At 72.7% G+C, this 16,268-nt stretch carries 16 protein-coding genes; 6 read left to right on the top strand and 10 right to left on the bottom strand.

What is annotated here, in order from left to right; translation table 11 throughout:
* From IF02_RS0129810 to IF02_RS0129800, 3 genes are all read right to left on the bottom strand, one after another.
* Window positions 1-666, bottom strand: a 666-nt coding sequence (locus tag IF02_RS0129810) for a phosphatase PAP2 family protein (protein WP_037837378.1), incomplete at its 3' end; no start/stop codon positions are given.
* Between the two features lie 126 nt (window positions 667-792).
* Window positions 793-2,334 carry an FAD-dependent monooxygenase gene (locus tag IF02_RS0129805; RefSeq protein ID WP_030162411.1) on the bottom strand — a complete coding sequence of 514 codons (1,542 nt, stop codon included), beginning with the start codon at window positions 2,332-2,334 and terminating at the stop codon, window positions 793-795.
* 371 nt (window positions 2,335-2,705) lie between these two features.
* Window positions 2,706-3,290: a hypothetical protein gene (locus IF02_RS0129800; protein ID WP_234318374.1), complete on the bottom strand. Its 585-nt coding sequence runs from the start codon at window positions 3,288-3,290 to the stop codon at window positions 2,706-2,708.
* A gap of 257 nt (window positions 3,291-3,547) precedes the next feature.
* On the opposite strand from IF02_RS0129800, the gene IF02_RS0129795 reads away from it, so the two are divergent.
* The 6 genes from IF02_RS0129795 to IF02_RS0129770 all read left to right on the top strand — a co-directional run bounded on the left by IF02_RS0129795 (window position 3,548) and on the right by IF02_RS0129770 (window position 10,856).
* On the top strand, window positions 3,548-3,814 hold the full coding sequence (locus tag IF02_RS0129795) for a hypothetical protein (protein ID WP_030162407.1): 267 nt from the start codon (window positions 3,548-3,550) through the stop codon (window positions 3,812-3,814).
* A 635-nt stretch (window positions 3,815-4,449) separates the two neighbouring features.
* Window positions 4,450-4,827, top strand: a complete 378-nt coding sequence (locus tag IF02_RS0129790) for a hypothetical protein (RefSeq protein WP_030162406.1) — start codon at window positions 4,450-4,452, stop codon at window positions 4,825-4,827.
* A 218-nt stretch (window positions 4,828-5,045) separates the two neighbouring features.
* Window positions 5,046-5,471, top strand: coding sequence for a YciI family protein (locus tag IF02_RS0129785; RefSeq protein ID WP_030162405.1), 426 nt, complete (start codon window positions 5,046-5,048; stop codon window positions 5,469-5,471).
* Between the two features lie 2 nt (window positions 5,472-5,473).
* Window positions 5,474-6,700: an RNA polymerase sigma factor gene (locus tag IF02_RS0129780; protein WP_037837366.1), complete on the top strand. Its 1,227-nt coding sequence runs from the start codon at window positions 5,474-5,476 to the stop codon at window positions 6,698-6,700.
* Window positions 6,701-6,960: 260 nt separating this feature from the next.
* Window positions 6,961-10,059, top strand: coding sequence for a glycoside hydrolase family 3 N-terminal domain-containing protein (locus IF02_RS0129775; RefSeq protein WP_234318373.1), 3,099 nt, complete (start codon window positions 6,961-6,963; stop codon window positions 10,057-10,059).
* Between the two features lie 122 nt (window positions 10,060-10,181).
* Window positions 10,182-10,856, top strand: coding sequence for a HEAT repeat domain-containing protein (locus tag IF02_RS0129770; RefSeq protein WP_030162401.1), 675 nt, complete (start codon window positions 10,182-10,184; stop codon window positions 10,854-10,856).
* Between the two features lie 49 nt (window positions 10,857-10,905).
* Here IF02_RS0129770 and IF02_RS0129765 read toward each other — a convergent pair whose 3' ends face one another.
* From IF02_RS0129765 to IF02_RS0129740, 7 genes are all read right to left on the bottom strand, one after another.
* A complete protein-coding gene (locus tag IF02_RS0129765) occupies window positions 10,906-11,328 on the bottom strand; it encodes a YjbQ family protein (RefSeq protein ID WP_030162399.1) in 423 nt (140 codons plus the stop codon).
* A gap of 91 nt (window positions 11,329-11,419) precedes the next feature.
* Window positions 11,420-12,265: an alpha/beta fold hydrolase gene (locus tag IF02_RS0129760; RefSeq protein WP_030162397.1), complete on the bottom strand. Its 846-nt coding sequence runs from the start codon at window positions 12,263-12,265 to the stop codon at window positions 11,420-11,422.
* The gene (locus tag IF02_RS0129755) at window positions 12,262-12,855 is read right to left on the bottom strand and encodes a TetR/AcrR family transcriptional regulator (RefSeq protein ID WP_030162395.1); all 594 of its coding nucleotides are present in this window, start codon (window positions 12,853-12,855) and stop codon (window positions 12,262-12,264) included. The genes IF02_RS0129760 and IF02_RS0129755 overlap by 4 nt, the downstream gene beginning before the upstream one ends.
* A 46-nt stretch (window positions 12,856-12,901) precedes the next feature.
* Entirely contained in the window at window positions 12,902-13,084 is a 183-nt protein-coding gene (locus IF02_RS35775; RefSeq protein WP_234318372.1) for a hypothetical protein, read from the bottom strand.
* Window positions 13,085-13,092: 8 nt separating this feature from the next.
* Window positions 13,093-13,686, bottom strand: coding sequence for a MerR family transcriptional regulator (locus tag IF02_RS32775; protein WP_234318371.1), 594 nt, complete (start codon window positions 13,684-13,686; stop codon window positions 13,093-13,095).
* 130 nt (window positions 13,687-13,816) lie between these two features.
* Window positions 13,817-14,938, bottom strand: a complete 1,122-nt coding sequence (locus tag IF02_RS0129745) for a nucleotide disphospho-sugar-binding domain-containing protein (RefSeq protein ID WP_030162393.1) — start codon at window positions 14,936-14,938, stop codon at window positions 13,817-13,819.
* Window positions 14,939-15,144: 206 nt separating this feature from the next.
* Window positions 15,145-16,137 (bottom strand): TetR/AcrR family transcriptional regulator C-terminal domain-containing protein, encoded by a 993-nt coding sequence (locus IF02_RS0129740; RefSeq protein ID WP_030162391.1) that lies wholly within the window; start codon window positions 16,135-16,137, stop codon window positions 15,145-15,147.
* Window positions 16,138-16,268: the final 131 nt, after the last annotated feature.

Raw genomic sequence — 16,268 nt, 5'->3', positions numbered from 1 at the left:
CCCTGACACCAGCCGCGTCCCCCACGGCCGTGCGCCGGCCAGGACCCCCGCCACCACGGCGCAGCCCAGCACCGCCCCCGCCAGTACGTCGTGCGGGTAGTGCACCCCGACCGCCACCCGCAGCAGCGCCGCCACCGCACCCAGCGGCAGCGCCGCCGCCGCGAGGACGGGCCGCAGCACGGCCACGCCGACGGCGAGCGCCACGGCGAGCGTCGCGTGGTTGCTCGGGAACGACCAGTCGCCCGGCTCCGGGCACACCGCCACCGCCACCGCGTCGCGCAGGGCGCGGCACGGCCGTTCCTCGTCGACGACCGATTTGACGGCCTCGCTCAGTACGTAAGCCGCCACCGTCCCGAGCCCGACCAGCACGGTGCCCGCGATCCCGCCGGCGTCCCGCCGCCGCAGTGCGCGCCACCCCACCGCGGCCAGCAGCAGCCCGAGGAGGACGAGCGTGCCCTCCGTGGCGGCCTCCAGCAGCGCACCCGTCCATCTCGGCCCGTCCGCCACCCACCCCGTCACCGCACGGTAGCCGCGGGCCGAAGCCCCGCCCTCGGGCACCGGCCCGTCCGGCGCCAGCCACAGCAGGCCCAGCGCGCCCGCGATTCCGGCGGCGGTCGGCGTCAGGACCGCCGCGCGCGCCATACCCGGTCGTATCTCGTTTTCCATGCCGCCGACGCTAGGAATCCGGGCCGCTCCACCGCCCCTGCCGAACGGCGGCTCAGCCCCCCGCCTTTCGTCGGGGTTGTCCGTACCAGAAGGCGGTGCTACTCGTCCCGGGTCGGCGGCGAGGCCCTACGCGACGACGGTCTCGGCCGGGTGAGGACTACCGAACCAAAGGCCCGCGGCCCGCTCGAACGCTTCACCATCAGGGTCGCGACCGTCCGCCCAGGCGACCACGCCGTCGGGTCGGACCAGCACGGCACCCAGCCCGAGGTCGTCCCTCGCCCGCCCGGCCGCATACCGTATCCGGCTCTCCCAGCCCGTCGCCGAACCGTGCAGGCGCCGGTCGATGCTGAAATCGAGCACGACGCCTCGACCGTCCTGCATCAGGTCGCCGAGGCGAGTGCCGTCCTCGAGATGGAAGTCCGGGGCGCTGCGCCCGGCCAGCGGATGCCCGCCGCCGAGGTCGTAGCGGATCCACGATCCCGACAGCTTCTCGAACATGTAGGTCGTTCCGTCACGGGTCCCGATCAGATCGCGGACCACTGCTTGGATCGCCTGGGCATGCGGGTCCGGTTTCATGGCCGCCACCTGGGCGCGCGACCAGTCGAGCACCCCCGCGCCGATCGGATGGCGCTCGCGGGTGTACGTGTCGAGGAGCCCGTCCGGCGCGTGCCCTTGCACGGTCGCCGCGAGCTTCCACCCCAGGTTCATGGCGTCGCCGATGCCCGTGTTGAGTCCCTGCCCGCCCAGCGGGGAGTGGATGTGGGCGGCGTCGCCCGCGAGCAGGACGCGGCCCTGCCGGTAGGCCGTCGTCTGCATCGCCCGGTCGGTGAAGGTCGAGGCGATGTGGACGTCGTCCAACGTCACATCGGTGCCGGACACCCGGCGCAGAACCGCCTGGAGATGGGCGCGGGTCGGCTGCTGCGAGCGATCGAACGCGCCGCCGTCGAAGTCCATCATGCCGACGTGCCCTTCCGCGGGCATCCGGATGTACATGCCCGTCGGCGTCAGGTTGAACCCGGGGCGCAGTTTCTCCGGGTCGGCGATGGCGGCGTGCATGACGTAGCCGGTGAACTGCGGTTCGGTGCCGAGGAAGTCGAAGCCCGCGAGCCTGCGCACCGTACTGCGTCCGCCGTCGCAGCCGACGAGCCAGCGCGCGGCGTACGCGTCCGCGCCGGCGTGCGCGACGACGGCGTCCTCGCCGTTCCGGGAGATGGCCGAGACCGTGACGCCGCGCTTGACTTCCACACCGAGCTTCGATGCCTGCTCGGACAGCACCTTCTCGACCGCTTCGAGGTCCGTCATCAGGAGCTCCGGCGCCGGGGTGGGAAGCCGGAACGGTAAGGCGGAGTCGTCGATCTTGGCCGGATCCAGCATCATGCCGGCGAAGTGGCCGCCGCGACGAGGGGGTGACGGCACGTCCGCATCGGGGCTCGCGCCGGAACCGCCGTGGCCGCCCGCCGCCGTCAGCAGCGGGTGCAGCATCCCGCGGCGGTAGAACGCCTCGACCGAAGCGGCCGACAAGCCGCGCATCCCGAGCGGGGCCACCCGTAACGGGGAGCGGGGCTCCGGCTCCCGCTCGAGTACCAGTACGGAACAGCCCGCGAGGCCGAGCTCGCAGGCGAGGGACAGACCGACCGGGCCGGCTCCCACGATCACCACGTCATGCACCAGAGATCCCCTTCACGAATTCACAGCCGGTTGTGCACCGGCGGACCTCTCGAAAGGTGCCAGCCCCCACCGACAACGGACCGACAGCCCCCGACACGCCACCGACACCACGCCTCGGCAACAGGCACTGAGCTCGCCGTTCGCCCTCAGGCGTCAGACGGGGGCGTCTCGTTTCTCGCGACGGGGACGACCTGACCGGTCCGGGACCAGGGTTCCCCGGGTGGATCCCAGGTCACTTCGACGTCGGTTTCACGGAAGTCCCGCGCGAGTCCCGCCACCATGGCGGCCGCAGCGGTCCGCGCCTCGTACGGGTCGGCGTGGACGGCCACGTCCGCGAGACGTCCGCAGAGCGCCGCGGAGCCGGACACCCCCTAGCCGACGAGGCCCGACCGGGCCCGGGCCCGGTCGCGGAACCACGCACCCGCTCCCACCAGCACCGCCACCCCCACCCCGTACAGGGGCAGCCACAGGGTCGTCGTGGACGCCAGGCACTCGGCGACGGCCTTACGGGCCTCGTCCTGCTGCACGAACGCCAGGGCCGCGCCGTCGCTGCCGGCCAGGTTCCCCAGCGCGGCCTCCACCTGGAGGGCCTCGTACCTGCCCCGCAACACGCACTCGCTGCGCGTGCCCGGCATCGGGAACAGCCAGGCCCGGCGCTGTAGGAGGGGGGCCAGTGCGACCGCCACGCACAGGCCGACGACCAGCGCGTAAGCGACCAGGCCGCGCATGTACGGCGAGCGGAAGGCGGGCGTCCACTGCGCCCGGCGCTGGAAGGCGAGCATCACCGCGAGCAGCGTCACCCCGATGAACGTGGCGAACCACTGCCACGAACCCTGGGCGAGCGCGAACGTGAGCACCGCGGCGAGTCCGATGCCGATGACCCCGGGAGCGGGAATGCCGTCGCCCGCTGCGGCGGGCGCCGGCCTCGTGGTCAGTCGGGGGCTGGGATCACTCACAGGCCTCTCCTGCAGGAGGGAGGCACCAGCATGCGCCGCGGGGCGCCGGGGCCCCGGGCGCCATGCCGTACGGGTCCTGCGCCCCGCCCGGATGGCCGCGGGCCGCGGGAGCGCGTCCCCGCCGGGAGGCGAGAGCCGGTCCGGTGCGTGCACGCTGGAGGGGAAGCCCCGCCGAGCGCCGCTCGGCGCCGTTCCCACACGGCTCGGGCACCGCATGAGCCGGGCCGCGTGACCAACGCGGAAAGCAGGTGCGACCCATGCGTACGTCGACCCGCGTCGCCGGTGTCCTCGCCGGCCTGACCCTCACGCTCGGCGGCACACTCGCCGCCCCCGCCGCCCTGGCGGACATCCCGGCCTGCACGAACATGGCCGCCCAGGCCGGCGCCACCGGCGACGTCGCGACGGCGTGCCGCCTCGGCGTGAGCGGCGACCTCCAAGGCTGTGTGAGCGGGCTGACCGCGGCCGGAGTGGCGGGGGGCGCCGCGAACGGCGCCTGCCGACTGGCCGCCCAGGAACCCCGCTAGAGCGAAACCGCACCCGCTGCCGAGGCGCTTCCGGTATCCGATCGGGCTCCTCAGGCGGGTACGAACGATGACATTCAGTGAGATTCGGGCGCCCCTGGGGTGAGCCGCCCCATAGGGCCCACGTCACATACGAACCGGGATAGTAGCTCCTGCCACCCCGATATCGCTGCCGTTGCGTCGGCTCCCACCTGCACGGATCGTGCCTTGCCCGGCACAGGGTCGTGCGGCCCGCTCTGCGAGGGCCGCTAGTAGGACGGCTCGTTGCCAGGGGGTCGGGGCGTCGGTAGAACTGGATGAGTCGCCAGGCGGCACGGGTACTCACCCGCCGCCGACGAACCCCTCTCCACCTGCGTGAGGGCTCACGCATGCCTCCGGCATGCAGCGACCGCCCTTGTCCCCTGTGGAAGGTTCATCCGTGTCGAACTCCGTCATCCATGAACTCCCGCTACGGCAGCCCCGTCGGCGCCTGGAACTTCTGGCAGACCCACCACTGGTACTAAGCCACCAGTGACCGCCTGACGGCGCAAGCAGACGCACGAGAACGCCCGGCCGGGACATCCCGGCCGGGCGCTTTCGCGTACACGGCGGAGAAAACCCTTCGGAGTCGTCCCGCCGAGCCGCGTACGCTCGGCCGCATGCCCCGCTCTTCGAATAAGGCCCGCCTGCTCGTCGCCGACGGGCGCACCTACATGTGGACGGTCCGCCACGGCCACCACGTGCTGGAAAACCGCGGCTGCCGCAAAACCCTCACCCTGCACACCCAGCCGGCGGGCACCGGCGGCCTGCTGCGCTTCGTCTTCGACGAGGGCCCCGGCCGGTACGTCTCGGGATTCACCACCGGGTCGGGGGAGGTGGGGGCCGTCGACGGCGGCGCCCTGAACCTGCACGAGCCGGGCACGGTACGGGTCCTGCTCGACGCCGCACTGGCCCGCGGATGGGATCCGGGGGAGAGGCGGGAAGTGAAGGTCGACGGCTGGACCTTCCTCGAGGAAGCGGTCGCCGCCCGGGGCTGAGGCCGAGGCCGCGGCCGTCGCCACCGCGCCCCCGGAGCACCGCCTCGGCTCGGCTCGCCTCCGCTCCCGACCACTGGCGCAGAGTTTCGATCCGTGGTTCCCGCGAGTGGAATCCGAGAAGAATTCGCAACGGACCCCGCGAGGTGTCGAGGATCGGCGCCCGGCTCCGACGTCCCCTGTGCAAGGCAACAGGGAAACCACGAGCGAAGGAGGACGCCATGAAGTACCTCGTCATGGTGCAGGGCTCCCAAGTCGACTACGACGCCTACGGCGGCAAGGGCAGCCCGCAGAGCCCCGCGTGGAGCGAGCAGGACCTGAAGGTGATGTTCGCGCACATGGAGGCGATCAACAACGACCTCGCCGAGTCCGGTGAGCTGCTCGACGCACAGGGGCTCGTAGAACCCTCGCGGACCCGGTTCGTGACCGCCGGCCAGGACGGCCGGCCAGTGATCACGGACGGCCCGTACGGGGAGACGAAGGAGCTGCTCGCCGGGTACTGGGTGCTCGACTGCGCGAGCCTGGAGCGGGTCACCGAGATCGCGGCGCGGGTCGCCCGGTGTCCGCAGCCGGCCGGCGCGCCGGAGCACCCGGTGGTGATCCGGCAGATCGACGAGCGCCCCGAGTCCGAGCTCTTCACCAGCTGAACGTGCACGGACAGGGGCCCGTAGAGCCCGCGGAGACGGTCGAGGACCTGCTGCGCCGGCACGCGCCGCAGGTCCTCGGCGCGCTCGTGCGCCGGTACGGACACTTCGACGCCGCCGAGGACGCCGTACAGGAGGCCCTGCTGGCCGCCGCGCGGCAGTGGCCGGCGGCGGGGACGCCCGCCAATCCGCGCGGCTGGCTGATCCGGGTGGCCTCGCGGCGGCTGACCGACCAGCTGCGGGCGGACGAGGCGCGGGCGCGGCGCGAGGAGACGGCCGCCCGTCTGGAACCCCGCGACACCCGGGCCGCTCCGTCCGACGACGACACCCTCACGCTCCTCTTCCTCTCCTGCGACCCGGCGCTCGCGCCCGCCGCCCGGATCGCGCTGACGCTGCGCGCGGTCGGAGGCCTCACCACGGCGGAGATCGCCCGGGCCCATCTCGTACCGGAGGCGACGATCGCGCAGCGGATCAGCCGGGCGAAGGCGAAGCTCCGTGACCACCCCTTCCACCCGCCCGGCCCGGAAGACCGGGACGCCCGGCTGGCCACCGTCCTCCAGGTGCTCTACCTGATCTTCAACGAGGGCTACACCGCGACCTCGGGACCCACCCTCCACCGCGCCGACCTGGCGCGCGAGGCGATCCGGCTGACCCGGGCGGTGCGCCGCCTGCTGCCCCGGGAGGGCGCGGTGACCGGTCTGCTGGCGCTGATGCTCCTGACCGAGGCCCGCGGTGCGGCCCGTACGGGCACGCACGGCGAGCTGATCCCCCTGGACGAACAGGACCGCGCGCTCTGGGACTCCGAGGCGATCACCGAGGGCACCGCCCTGGTCGAGGAGGCGCTCGCGGAGGGCCCGCCCGGCCCGTACCAGCTCCAGGCGGCGATCGCGGCCCTCCACGACGAGGCGGCACGTGCCGAGGACACGGACTGGCCGCAGATCCTCGCCCTCTACGACCTGCTCGTCGCCCGGGCCCCCGACCCGATGGCGGAACTCGGCCGCGCGGTGGCCGTCGCGATGGTCCACGGCCCCGAGTCCGGCCTCACCGAACTCACCGCCCTGGAACCCCGCCTGAAGGACCACCACCGCCTCGCGGCGGTCCGCGCCCACCTCCTCGAACGCACCGGCGCGACCGAAGCCGCCCGCGAGGCCTACGAGGAAGCGGCCCGCCTCACCCTGAGCACCCCGGAACGCCACTACCTCCGTACGAGGGCGTCCCGGCTCGGCCAGTGACCGCCCGGCGACGCCCGGCGCCTGATCGCCACGGGCCGGCCGGAGTCGACACCGACGATCCGCAACGCCCCCTGCGGCACGTGACGTTGCCGTGTGCCTCACCTCCGGTGTACGGCTTCAGGAGCCGAACGCGGGCGGCCGCCGTGCCGCCGTACGAGGCGGCATTAAGCCAGTCGTGACGTGAAGTCTTGACGCCGGCAAGGCGGTTCAGTTGACTCACGCGGTGTCCTGTCCCGTGGTATAGACCTCGGAGGCGTTTTGTGACCACCGTACGCGTGACACCGGCCCGGCGCCGGCTCAGAACCGCCCTGCTGGGCGTGGCCGGCGTCCTCGCCGGACTCCTCCCGCTCGCACAGGCCACGGCCACGGCCGCCGTCGGGGAACCGCCGCCCCCGACGGCGGTCGACCGTTTCGAGGGCGAGATCCCGTTCGCCGGACCGCCTGCCGAGGGCATCTTCACCTGGGGCAGCGATGCCGACGACCAGCCCCGGCTGGAGCTCCGGGAGCGCGCCGACGCCCCCGAGGGCGCGAAGGTGCTGCACGGTGCGTACGACATCAGCGGCTGGGGCGGCTACACCCACGACTTCGCCTTCGACAAGTCCGCCCACGAGTGGAGCGCCCGCGGCGGCATCCGGTTCTGGTGGTACGGGCAGAACACCGCACCGCTGCCACCCGGATCGGGCTCCCGCGTGCACTTCGAGCTCAAGGACGGCGGGGCCAACGGCGAGGCGTCCGAGCTGTGGACGACCTCCTTCACCGACGACTGGCAGGGCTGGCACCTCGTCGAGATCCCGTTCTCCCGGTTCGAGTACCGCACCGACTACCAGCCGGTCGGCGGCATCGACCACGTGCTCGGGCTGACCGAGATGTGGGGCTACGCCTTCACCTTCCCGGTGGGCCGCGCCGGCGAGTTCATGATCGACGGATTGGAGGTGTACGGGGCCGCCGACCCGGTCGTGCAGACCAGAGTCGTCACCGACACGACCGTTCATCCTGTGAAGGAAGGCGGCTCCGCCGACGTACGCGTATCCGTGGCCACGACCGGCTCCGGACCGCTCACCGAGCCGGTGACCGTCGGCTACTCCACCGAGGGCGGCACGGCGACACCCGGAGCCGACTACCGGCCGGTGACCGGCACGCTCACCTTCCCGGCCGGGACCCCCTCCGGCAGCTCACGTACCGTCACCGTCACCACGACCAAGGACCGGGACGGCGAAACCGCCGAGACCGTACCGGTGAAGCTCACCGTGACCGGGGCCCGGCCGCCCGCCGAGGACCCGCTCGTCGTGATCGACGCGCACGGGCTGCCGTACCTCGACCCGAAACTGCCGGTGCACAAACGCGTCGCGGACCTGCTTGCCCGGATGACCCCGGAGGAGAAGGCCGGGCAGATGACCCAGGCCGAGCGCAACGCGCTCAAGTCCCCCGGTGACATCGCGGCGTACGGCCTGGGCTCGCTCCTGTCCGGCGGCGGCTCCGTCCCCACCCCCAACACCCCCGAGGGGTGGGCGAACATGGTGGACGGCTATCAGCTGCGCACCCGGACGGCCCGACTCCAGATCCCGCTGATCTACGGCGTGGACGCCGTACACGGCGACAACAACCTCGTCGGGTCCACGATCATGCCGCACAACATCGGCCTGGGCGCCTCCCGCGACCCGGAACTGGCCGAGCGGACCGGCGCGGTGACCGCCGCCGAGGTCCGGGCGACGGGCGTCCCATGGGACTTCGCGCCCTGCCTGTGCGTCACCCGCGACGAACGCTGGGGCCGCTCGTACGAGGCCTTCGGCGAGGACCCGGCGCTGGTCACGGCGATGGAGACGGTGATCCGCGGCATGCAGGGGGCGCCGGACGGCCGGGACCTGGACCGCCCGGACAAGGTGCTGGCCACCGCCAAGCACTACGTGGGCGACGGCGGCACCGCGTACGGCTCATCCACCACCGGCTCGTACACCATCGACCAGGGCATCACCCGGGTCACCCGGCAGGAGCTGGAGGCCGTGCACCTGGCGCCGTTCCGGGAGGCGGTCGAACGCGGGGTGGGGACGGTCATGCCCTCCTACTCCTCGGTGGACTTCCCCGGCGATGACGCCGGCCCGGTGAAGATGCACGCCAACGCGGAACTGATCAACGGTGTGCTCAAGGACCGGATGGGCTTCAAGGGCTTCGTCATCAGCGACTGGCAGGCCATCGACCAGATCCCCGGCGACTACGCGAGCGACGTCCGGACCTCGATCAACGCCGGCCTCGACATGATCATGGTCCCGAGCGCGTACCAGGACTTCCACCGCACGCTGCTCGGCGAGGCGGCCGCGGGCCGGATCCCGCAGGCGCGCATCGACGACGCAGTGGCGCGGATCCTGGAGCAGAAGTTCAAGCTGGGCCTGTTCGAGAAGCCGTACGCCGACCGCTCCGGCCTCGGGGCGATCGGCTCGGCCGAACACCGGGCGGTGGCCCGCCAGGCGGCCGCGAAGTCCCAGGTCCTCCTCAAGAACGAGGGCGGCCTGCTGCCGCTGAAGCCCTCGCAGAAGGTCTACGTCGCCGGTTCCAACGCGGACGACCTGGGCAACCAGACGGGCGGCTGGACCGTGAGCTGGCAGGGCTCGTCGGGGCGCAACACCGTGGGCACCACGATCCTGGAGGGCATGCGCAAGGCGGCCGCCGCGCCGGAATCGGTGACGTACTCGAAGGACGCGACCGCGCCGACGGCCGGATACGACGTCGGCGTGGTCGTCGTCGGCGAGACCCCGTACGCGGAAGGCGTCGGCGACGTGGGCAACGGCCACGACCTCCAGCTCTCGGAGGCCGACAAAGCGGCCGTGGACCGGGTCTGCGCGGCGATGCGGTGCGCGGTGCTCGTGGTCTCCGGACGCCCGCAGCTGATCGGCGACCGGCTGGACCGGATGACGGCGCTGGTCGCGTCCTGGCTGCCGGGCACCGAGGGCGACGGGGTCGCCGACGTGCTGTACGGCAAGCGGGCGTTCACCGGCCGGCTCCCGGTCACCTGGCCGAAGTCGGAGGCCCAACTGCCGATCAACGTGGGCGACGCGGCGTACGACCCGCAGTTCCCCTACGGCTGGGGCCTGACCACGCTCGGCGCACCCCCACAGGGCGGCGAGGGAGCACTGCGCGCCCTCGCCCTGGTCGCGGCGGCGGTCGAGCGTACGACCGGGGCCGACTCGGAGGCCGGACGCGCGGTGGCGGACCGGGCCCGGGCGATCGCCGCGCACCGGATCGGCGGCCGCTTCACGCAGGCCTCGTCCAAACCCTTCGCCGAAGCGGACCACCTCCTGATGGCCGGCGACCTGACGGGAGCGGTGGCCGGCCTGACAGCGGCCTTCCGCGCCGCGGCCCGGTAGCGGGGCGAAGCCCCCGCGCTCCGGCGCGGGGGCGGGGCGGGGGCCGGGCGGGGCGGGGCGGCTCCGGCGTTTGACCTTGACACGGTGACAAGGTCTTCACTGCCGTCGAGGAGGTGGTTCCGATGACCACGACGGACCAGGACACGAACACGCCGAGCGCTCTCCGGGCTCTGGAGGACGGCCGCCCGTCGGTGCGGCTGCGGGCGGCGCTGGCGATCGGCTCGACGATCGGCTCGACTCCGGACGCGCGCTCCGTGGAGCGACTCGTGGAACGGTGCGCGGTCGAGCCCGATTTCTCCGTGCGGGAGATGCTGACGTGGGCGCTGACCCGTCACGCGGCATCCATCACGGTCCCACGGCTGATCGACGAGCTCCGCTCCGAGCGGGCGCAGGCGCGAAGCCAGGCACTGCACACGCTGTCCAAGATCGGCGACCGGCAGGCATGGCCGGCGATCACCGGTGCGCTCCTGTCCGACGCCGACGACGAGGTGGCGCGCAGTGCCTGGCGGGCGGCGGTGGTGCTCGTGCCCGAAGGTGAGGAGCCCGGGCCGGCCGGTGCGCTGGCGGCGCAGCTGGGGCGGGGCGGGCGTGACACGCAGCTGAGCCTGAGCCGGGCCCTGATCGCCCTCGGCGAGGCGGCCGCTCTGCCGGCCCTGCGCCCGGCCATGACGGACCCCGACCCCCGAGTGCGTCACCATGCGATGGCCACGGAACGGCTGCTGCGCGATCCGGAAGCCGGATTCGAGTACGCGATCGAGGAGGCCAAGCGCATTGCGGCCTTGCAGGACCGGCCGTGACCGAGTGAGCGGGTGGCCGGGGAGAGTGCGACCTTGACCGGGTTCTCGGTCAGGCCAGGAAGGACAGCCGTACGGTCCGCTGTGGGTTGTCGCGATTGGTGTCGACGAGGACGACCGACTGCCACGTCCCCAAGGCCAGCTCGCCCTGCACCACCGGCAGCGTGGCGTGTGGCGGTACGAACGCCGGGAGCACGTGGTCGCGGCCGTGTCCCGGAGCGCCGTGCCGGTGGCGCCAGCGGTCGTCGGCGGGCAGCAGCGTATGCAGGGACTCCAGCAGATCATCGTCGCTGCCGGCACCCGTCTCGATGACAGCCAGCCCGGCCGTGGCATGAGGCGTGAACACGTTGAGCAGCCCGCTCCGCCCCTGAGCCTCCTCCCGCAGGAACTCCGCACAGGCTTCGGTCAGGTCGTACACGGTCTCCGTGGAGCCCGTCTCGACGGCCAGCGTTCGCGTGGTGAAGGTCTGCGGCACACGAGCATTGTCGTCGGCCGAAGCCGGGTGCACGGGGTACGCCGCGCCACCGGACTCCCCGTACCCCGCAGGAATGAGCAACGAAAGGGGGCTAAGCGCGGAAGGCCTTCCGGAGGAGTTCCGCGAACTCGGCCGGGTGCGTGGTCAGGCCGGTGTGACCGCCGGGGAAGTGCAGGAGTTCCGTGCCCAGCCGCTCGCTCAGCAGAGCGGCCGGACGATAGGGCAATTCGCCCCGTGAGTCCTGGCCGCCGGCGAGCACGAGCCGGTCCGACAGGGCTTCCAGACGGCGGACGTCCGGTGCGTAGGCCATGAAGGCGGGCACGATGCGCCCGAGGAAGTACGGCAGGTTGGCCATCGTCCGCTCGGCCCGGGCCGCCGCCTGGGGCGGGAGCTCGAGCTCGGCCTTCGGCGGCTCAGTGGTGTTGCCGCCGCCCTCCTTCGCCAGGCCGGCGGCGAACTCGGCCATGGCCGGCAGGAGCCCCCGGGTGCGGAACGTCTCCTGCACACGTACGAGGAGCGCACGGTGTTCGGGGGCGTCCGGCAGGACCTCCACCAGCGGCGGCTCGTGTGCCACGAGGCGCTCGACGCGTTCGGGGTGGGCGGTGAGCAGGTGCACCGCGGCGATCGCGCCCGAGCTGGCGCCGAACACCCGGGCGGGCTCGCCGGGCGACAGCAGGTCCAGTATCCGCAACGCGTCGTCCGCGTGCGCGGCCACGCTCTGCTCCGCCTCGGGGTCGTCGAGCGTGCTGCGGGAGATGCCGCGCGGGTCGTACGTCGCGACGCTGTACTCGGCGGCCAGGTCGTCGGCGATGCCGTCGAAGGCCGCCGCGCCGCCCGCTCCGCCGGGGATCAGCAGCAGGAGCGGGCCCTGGCCGCGTACTTCGTAGTGCAGGGTCGCGCCGTTCACGCGCAGGCTGCCGAGGGTCGGGTCGGTCATGAGGAGGCTCCTTCTCCGGACGCGGGCCAGTGCTCCAGGAGGGTGTGGAGGGCGTCGAGGGCGCGGATCCAGGACTGCTGCGGCGAACGCTCGTGCCCGAACCCGCCCGCGGCCTCCAGGGCGACGAACCCGTGGAACGTGCTGCGCAACAGCCGGACCGCGTCGGTCAGGTCGGGCTCGGCCAGTCCGTAGCCGCGCAGCATGCCGTAGGTCAGCTCGACCGCGCGCCGCGGGCCGGGCGCCTGCGCGGCCAGCTCGGGGTCGATCCGGGTCGGGACCTGGGTCGCCGTGTAGCGGCCCGGATGCTGGTGGGCGTACTCCCGCCAGGCGTTGGCGAAGGCGACCAGTGCCTCCTTGCCCGCCCGGCCGGCGGTGGCCTCCGCGATACGGATGGTCTTCTCGTCGGCGGCCAGCAGCGCGATCCGGCCGCGCAGCTCGGCCAGGTTGCGCACGTGCGTGTAGAGGCTGGCGTCCTTCACACCGAGTCGCCGTGCCACCTGCGACATGGTCACCTGGTCGAGCCCGACCTCGTCGGCCAGCTCGGCGCCCGCGACCGTCACCCGCTCCGTCGTCAGCCCTGCCCGCGCCATGCACCCTCCACTTGTTCCTAGGGGTCCTAGTTTTAACCTAGGGCTCCTAGGCAGGCAAGTGGGGAGCGGTGATGAGGGGCACAGGGCCGCCCCGAGCTCGCAGGGCCTCGATCAGCCAGGGCTGGAAGGGGAGGTGCCCGGGGACCACCTGCCAGTCGTTGACGGTCCACACCAGCCGCCAGTAGCGCGCGACGAGCGGGTCGTGTCCCTCCTCCAACCGCCCCGCCATCCATTCCTTCAGCCCGGGCCCGACAGGGCGGCCGAGGGCGGAGGCGAAGCGTGCCACGACGGCATCGACCACCGCCGCGGCCCCCTCGTCCTGCGGATCGGTGCCCGATTCCCTCGCGGCGGCGACCGCCTGGCGGGCGAAGGCGACGAGCTCCGCCGCCGCCCCGGCAGCGACCCCCGGCAGGGCGTCCTCGTCGGCGGGCGGCGGCGCTCCTCGGACGTGAGGCGGATGAGGCGGTGTACGAGAGCCGTCTCCTCGGGGTCGTAGCCGCGCCGGGCGAGGTGCCGCAGCACGCTCTGCCGCAGGCGCAGCATGCGGATCTGGAGTTCGGCGGCGTCGGCTTGGGCGGCGGCGACCTCGGCGACGGAGAGGTCGCCGCCGAGGACGCGCCGGATCGTTGCGAGATCGACGTCGAGCTCTCGCAGGGCGCAGATGGTCCGGAGCCGGATCAGGGCCGCGTCGTCGTAGCTGCGGTAGCCGGCCGGGGTGCGGTGGGTCGGGGGCAGCAAGCCGATGTCGGAGTAGAACCGGATCGTCCGCACCGGTACGCCGGTACGGGACGAGAGGCTGCCGATCGAGTGCGGGGACGTGGTGCCGTTCATGCCGCCCACTCTCCGGTCTCCAGCCGGTGGAGAGTCAAGCCGCGTACGTCCCACCCGGTCCCGGGCCGGGCCCGGCGCCGGTGGTCGGGCAACGGGTGCCCGGCCACCGGCGGTTGGGCTGTGGCGCCGTCTAGTCGGTGGTCAGGGCTTCGAGGGCGGGGACGGTTTCGGCCGGGCTCGGCAGGGCGGCGTTCTCCGCCTGGAGGCGGGAGGCGGCCCCCCGTAGGTCCGGGTCGCTGATGAGGCGGGTCAGGAGCGCGGTGTCGACGGTGTCGGAGGCGGAGCGCAGGGCGGCGCCGGTCGCGGTGAGGGCGTCGGCGTTGGTGAAGTGGTCTGCGCCCTGGGGGAGGACGAGCTGGGGCACGCCCGCCTGGAGGGCGGTGAGCATGGTGCCGGAGCCACCGTGGTGGATCAGCGCGTCGGACGCCGTCAGCAACTCGGCGAGCGGGGTCCAGGGCAGCGGGCGGACGTTGTCGGGGAGGGTGCCCAGGGGGGTGAGGTCGGCGTCGCCGACGGCGAGGAGGAACTCGGCGTCGACCGAGGCCGCCGCTTCGGTCAGCCGGATGATGGCGCGGACGCCGTCCATCTCGGTGAGCACGGTGCCCAGTGTGACGGCGACCCGCGGGCGGTCCCCGCGGCGGAGGAGCCCGGCGGGGATGGTGCCGCCGCCGTTGTAGGGGAGGTAGCGCATCCGCAGGCTGCCCTCGTCGCCGCCGAGCGAGGCGGGAACGATGTCCAGCGCGGTCGGTATGGCGGGCCCTTCCACCCCGTACGTCCCGTACGCCTCGGTGAAGTTCGCGGCGAGCCGGGCGACCATGTCGTGGCCGGAGGTGACGCCGAAATTCTGGATCACCGACGGGATCTTGAGCTTGGCCGCGACGAGCGGGGCCGAGGCCTGGAAGGAGTCGTACACCAGCAGGTCGGCGCCCCAGTTCTCGGCGGTCTCCAGGAGCCCGTCCACGGTGGGCCGGGAGGCCAGCGCGAACCCGCGGGCCGCCATGTCGAGGATCTGGTCCGTGCTCAGGTCCGGGCTGACGTAGCGCGCCTCCTCACCGGTGGACTGCTCGAACACCTCCCGGATCGTACGGCCGTCGCCGATCTCGACGATCGGGAATCCGGCCTGGCGCAGGTGGTTCAGCGGTTGCGAACACGCGAACAGCACCTCGTGGCCGGCTGCGTGCAGCGCCTGCGCGGTGGGGATCATCGGGAACAGGTGACCGGCCGAGGCCGGTCCGGTGAAGAGTACGCGCACGGTGTCTCCTTGCCCATGTGGTCTGTCGGTCGGGGGTGAGTCGTGCAGGCTCGCCCCCGGTGCCGTTCGTTGAACTGGCCCACAGCCAGGCCGTGTTCCCGAGGTGCAACGAGAGGGTCGGTAATCGGACGTTCTGCTAGGGGCCTTGCCGGACAGGGGTGCGATGTGCTCTCGATCGTCCTCCTCGGCACCACCCTGCCCGGCAGCTAGCCTTCGATCAGGGGGGTCAGGCCGTCCAAGAGGGCCTTGAGACCCAGTTCGAAGAGGGCGTCGAGGCGTAGGTCATAGCCCCCTTCGAAGGCTCCGACCGCCTTGGAGAAGGCGGGGAAGCGGCCGGATTCCATCAGAGCGCGGAGGGTCGGGGCGCGGTTTTCCATCCACTGGTCCTCCGACTGGCCGGTGGTCGCCTCGGCGTGGGCCTCCCACTCCAGGTGCACGGCCAGCCCCTGGACATGGCTGTACAGCAGTACGTGGATGTCGAACAGCGTCTCGGGATCGAGGCCGTGGCCGTCGAGCGCGGCCAGCATCCATTCGCCGTGGACCAGCAGGTTGGTTACGAGCAGCGGGCGGGTGAGGGAGCCGAGCTGGGCCAGCCACGGGTGCCGGCGGTACAGGGCCCACAGGGTCCGGCCACCCAGCTCGATGCGGGAGCGCCAGCCCTCCGGGGCGTCCGCGGGGTAGGACTCCTCGCCGAAGGCGGCGTCGGCCATGAGCAGGACGAGGTCGTCCTTGCTGGGGACGTACCTGTACGGCGACATGGCCGCGACACCGAGCCGGGCCGCCACGCCGCGCATGGAGAGCGCGGAGAGCCCTTCCGCGTCGGCGATGTCGATGGCGGCGCGGACGATCCGGTCGAGGGTCAGGTCTCCCTCGATGGCCGGGGCCGGTGAGGCGGATGCAGCGGATGAGGCGGATGAACCGCCTGGGCTGGCTGACGGCCGCCGTCGCGGCGGCCCCACCGGAGCGGGCGCCGCCACGACCGTGCCGGTGCGGGGCCGGGTCTCGACCAGCCCCTCCAAGCGCAGGGCGGTCAGCGCCTTGGCGGCGGTGGCCATCGCGACGTCCCACTCCCTGGCGACCTGACGGGTCGACGGGACCCGGTCCCCGGGCGCGAGTTCGCCGTCCGTGATGCGCCGGCGGATCTCGCCGGCGATGCGCAGATAGGGCGGCTCGCCCTGGGCCCCTGTGGGATGCGTCACGTTCTCTGCTCCTCCCTCTCTGTACTAGCACAGAGGCTAGCAGCCAAGACGCTGAGCGAATCTCAACTGTGCTAGGTCAGTAGGGTCATTTGGCCAGTTGAATGGGGTGTGCGTACAGCGTACGTTCAGTT

The sequence above is a fragment of the Streptomyces sp. NRRL S-244 genome (assembly GCF_000717915.1).
Classification (GTDB): Bacteria; Actinomycetota; Actinomycetes; order Streptomycetales; family Streptomycetaceae; genus Streptomyces.
Note: the sequence above shows the minus strand (reverse complement) of the source record. Positions and strands in the feature narration are given on the sequence as shown.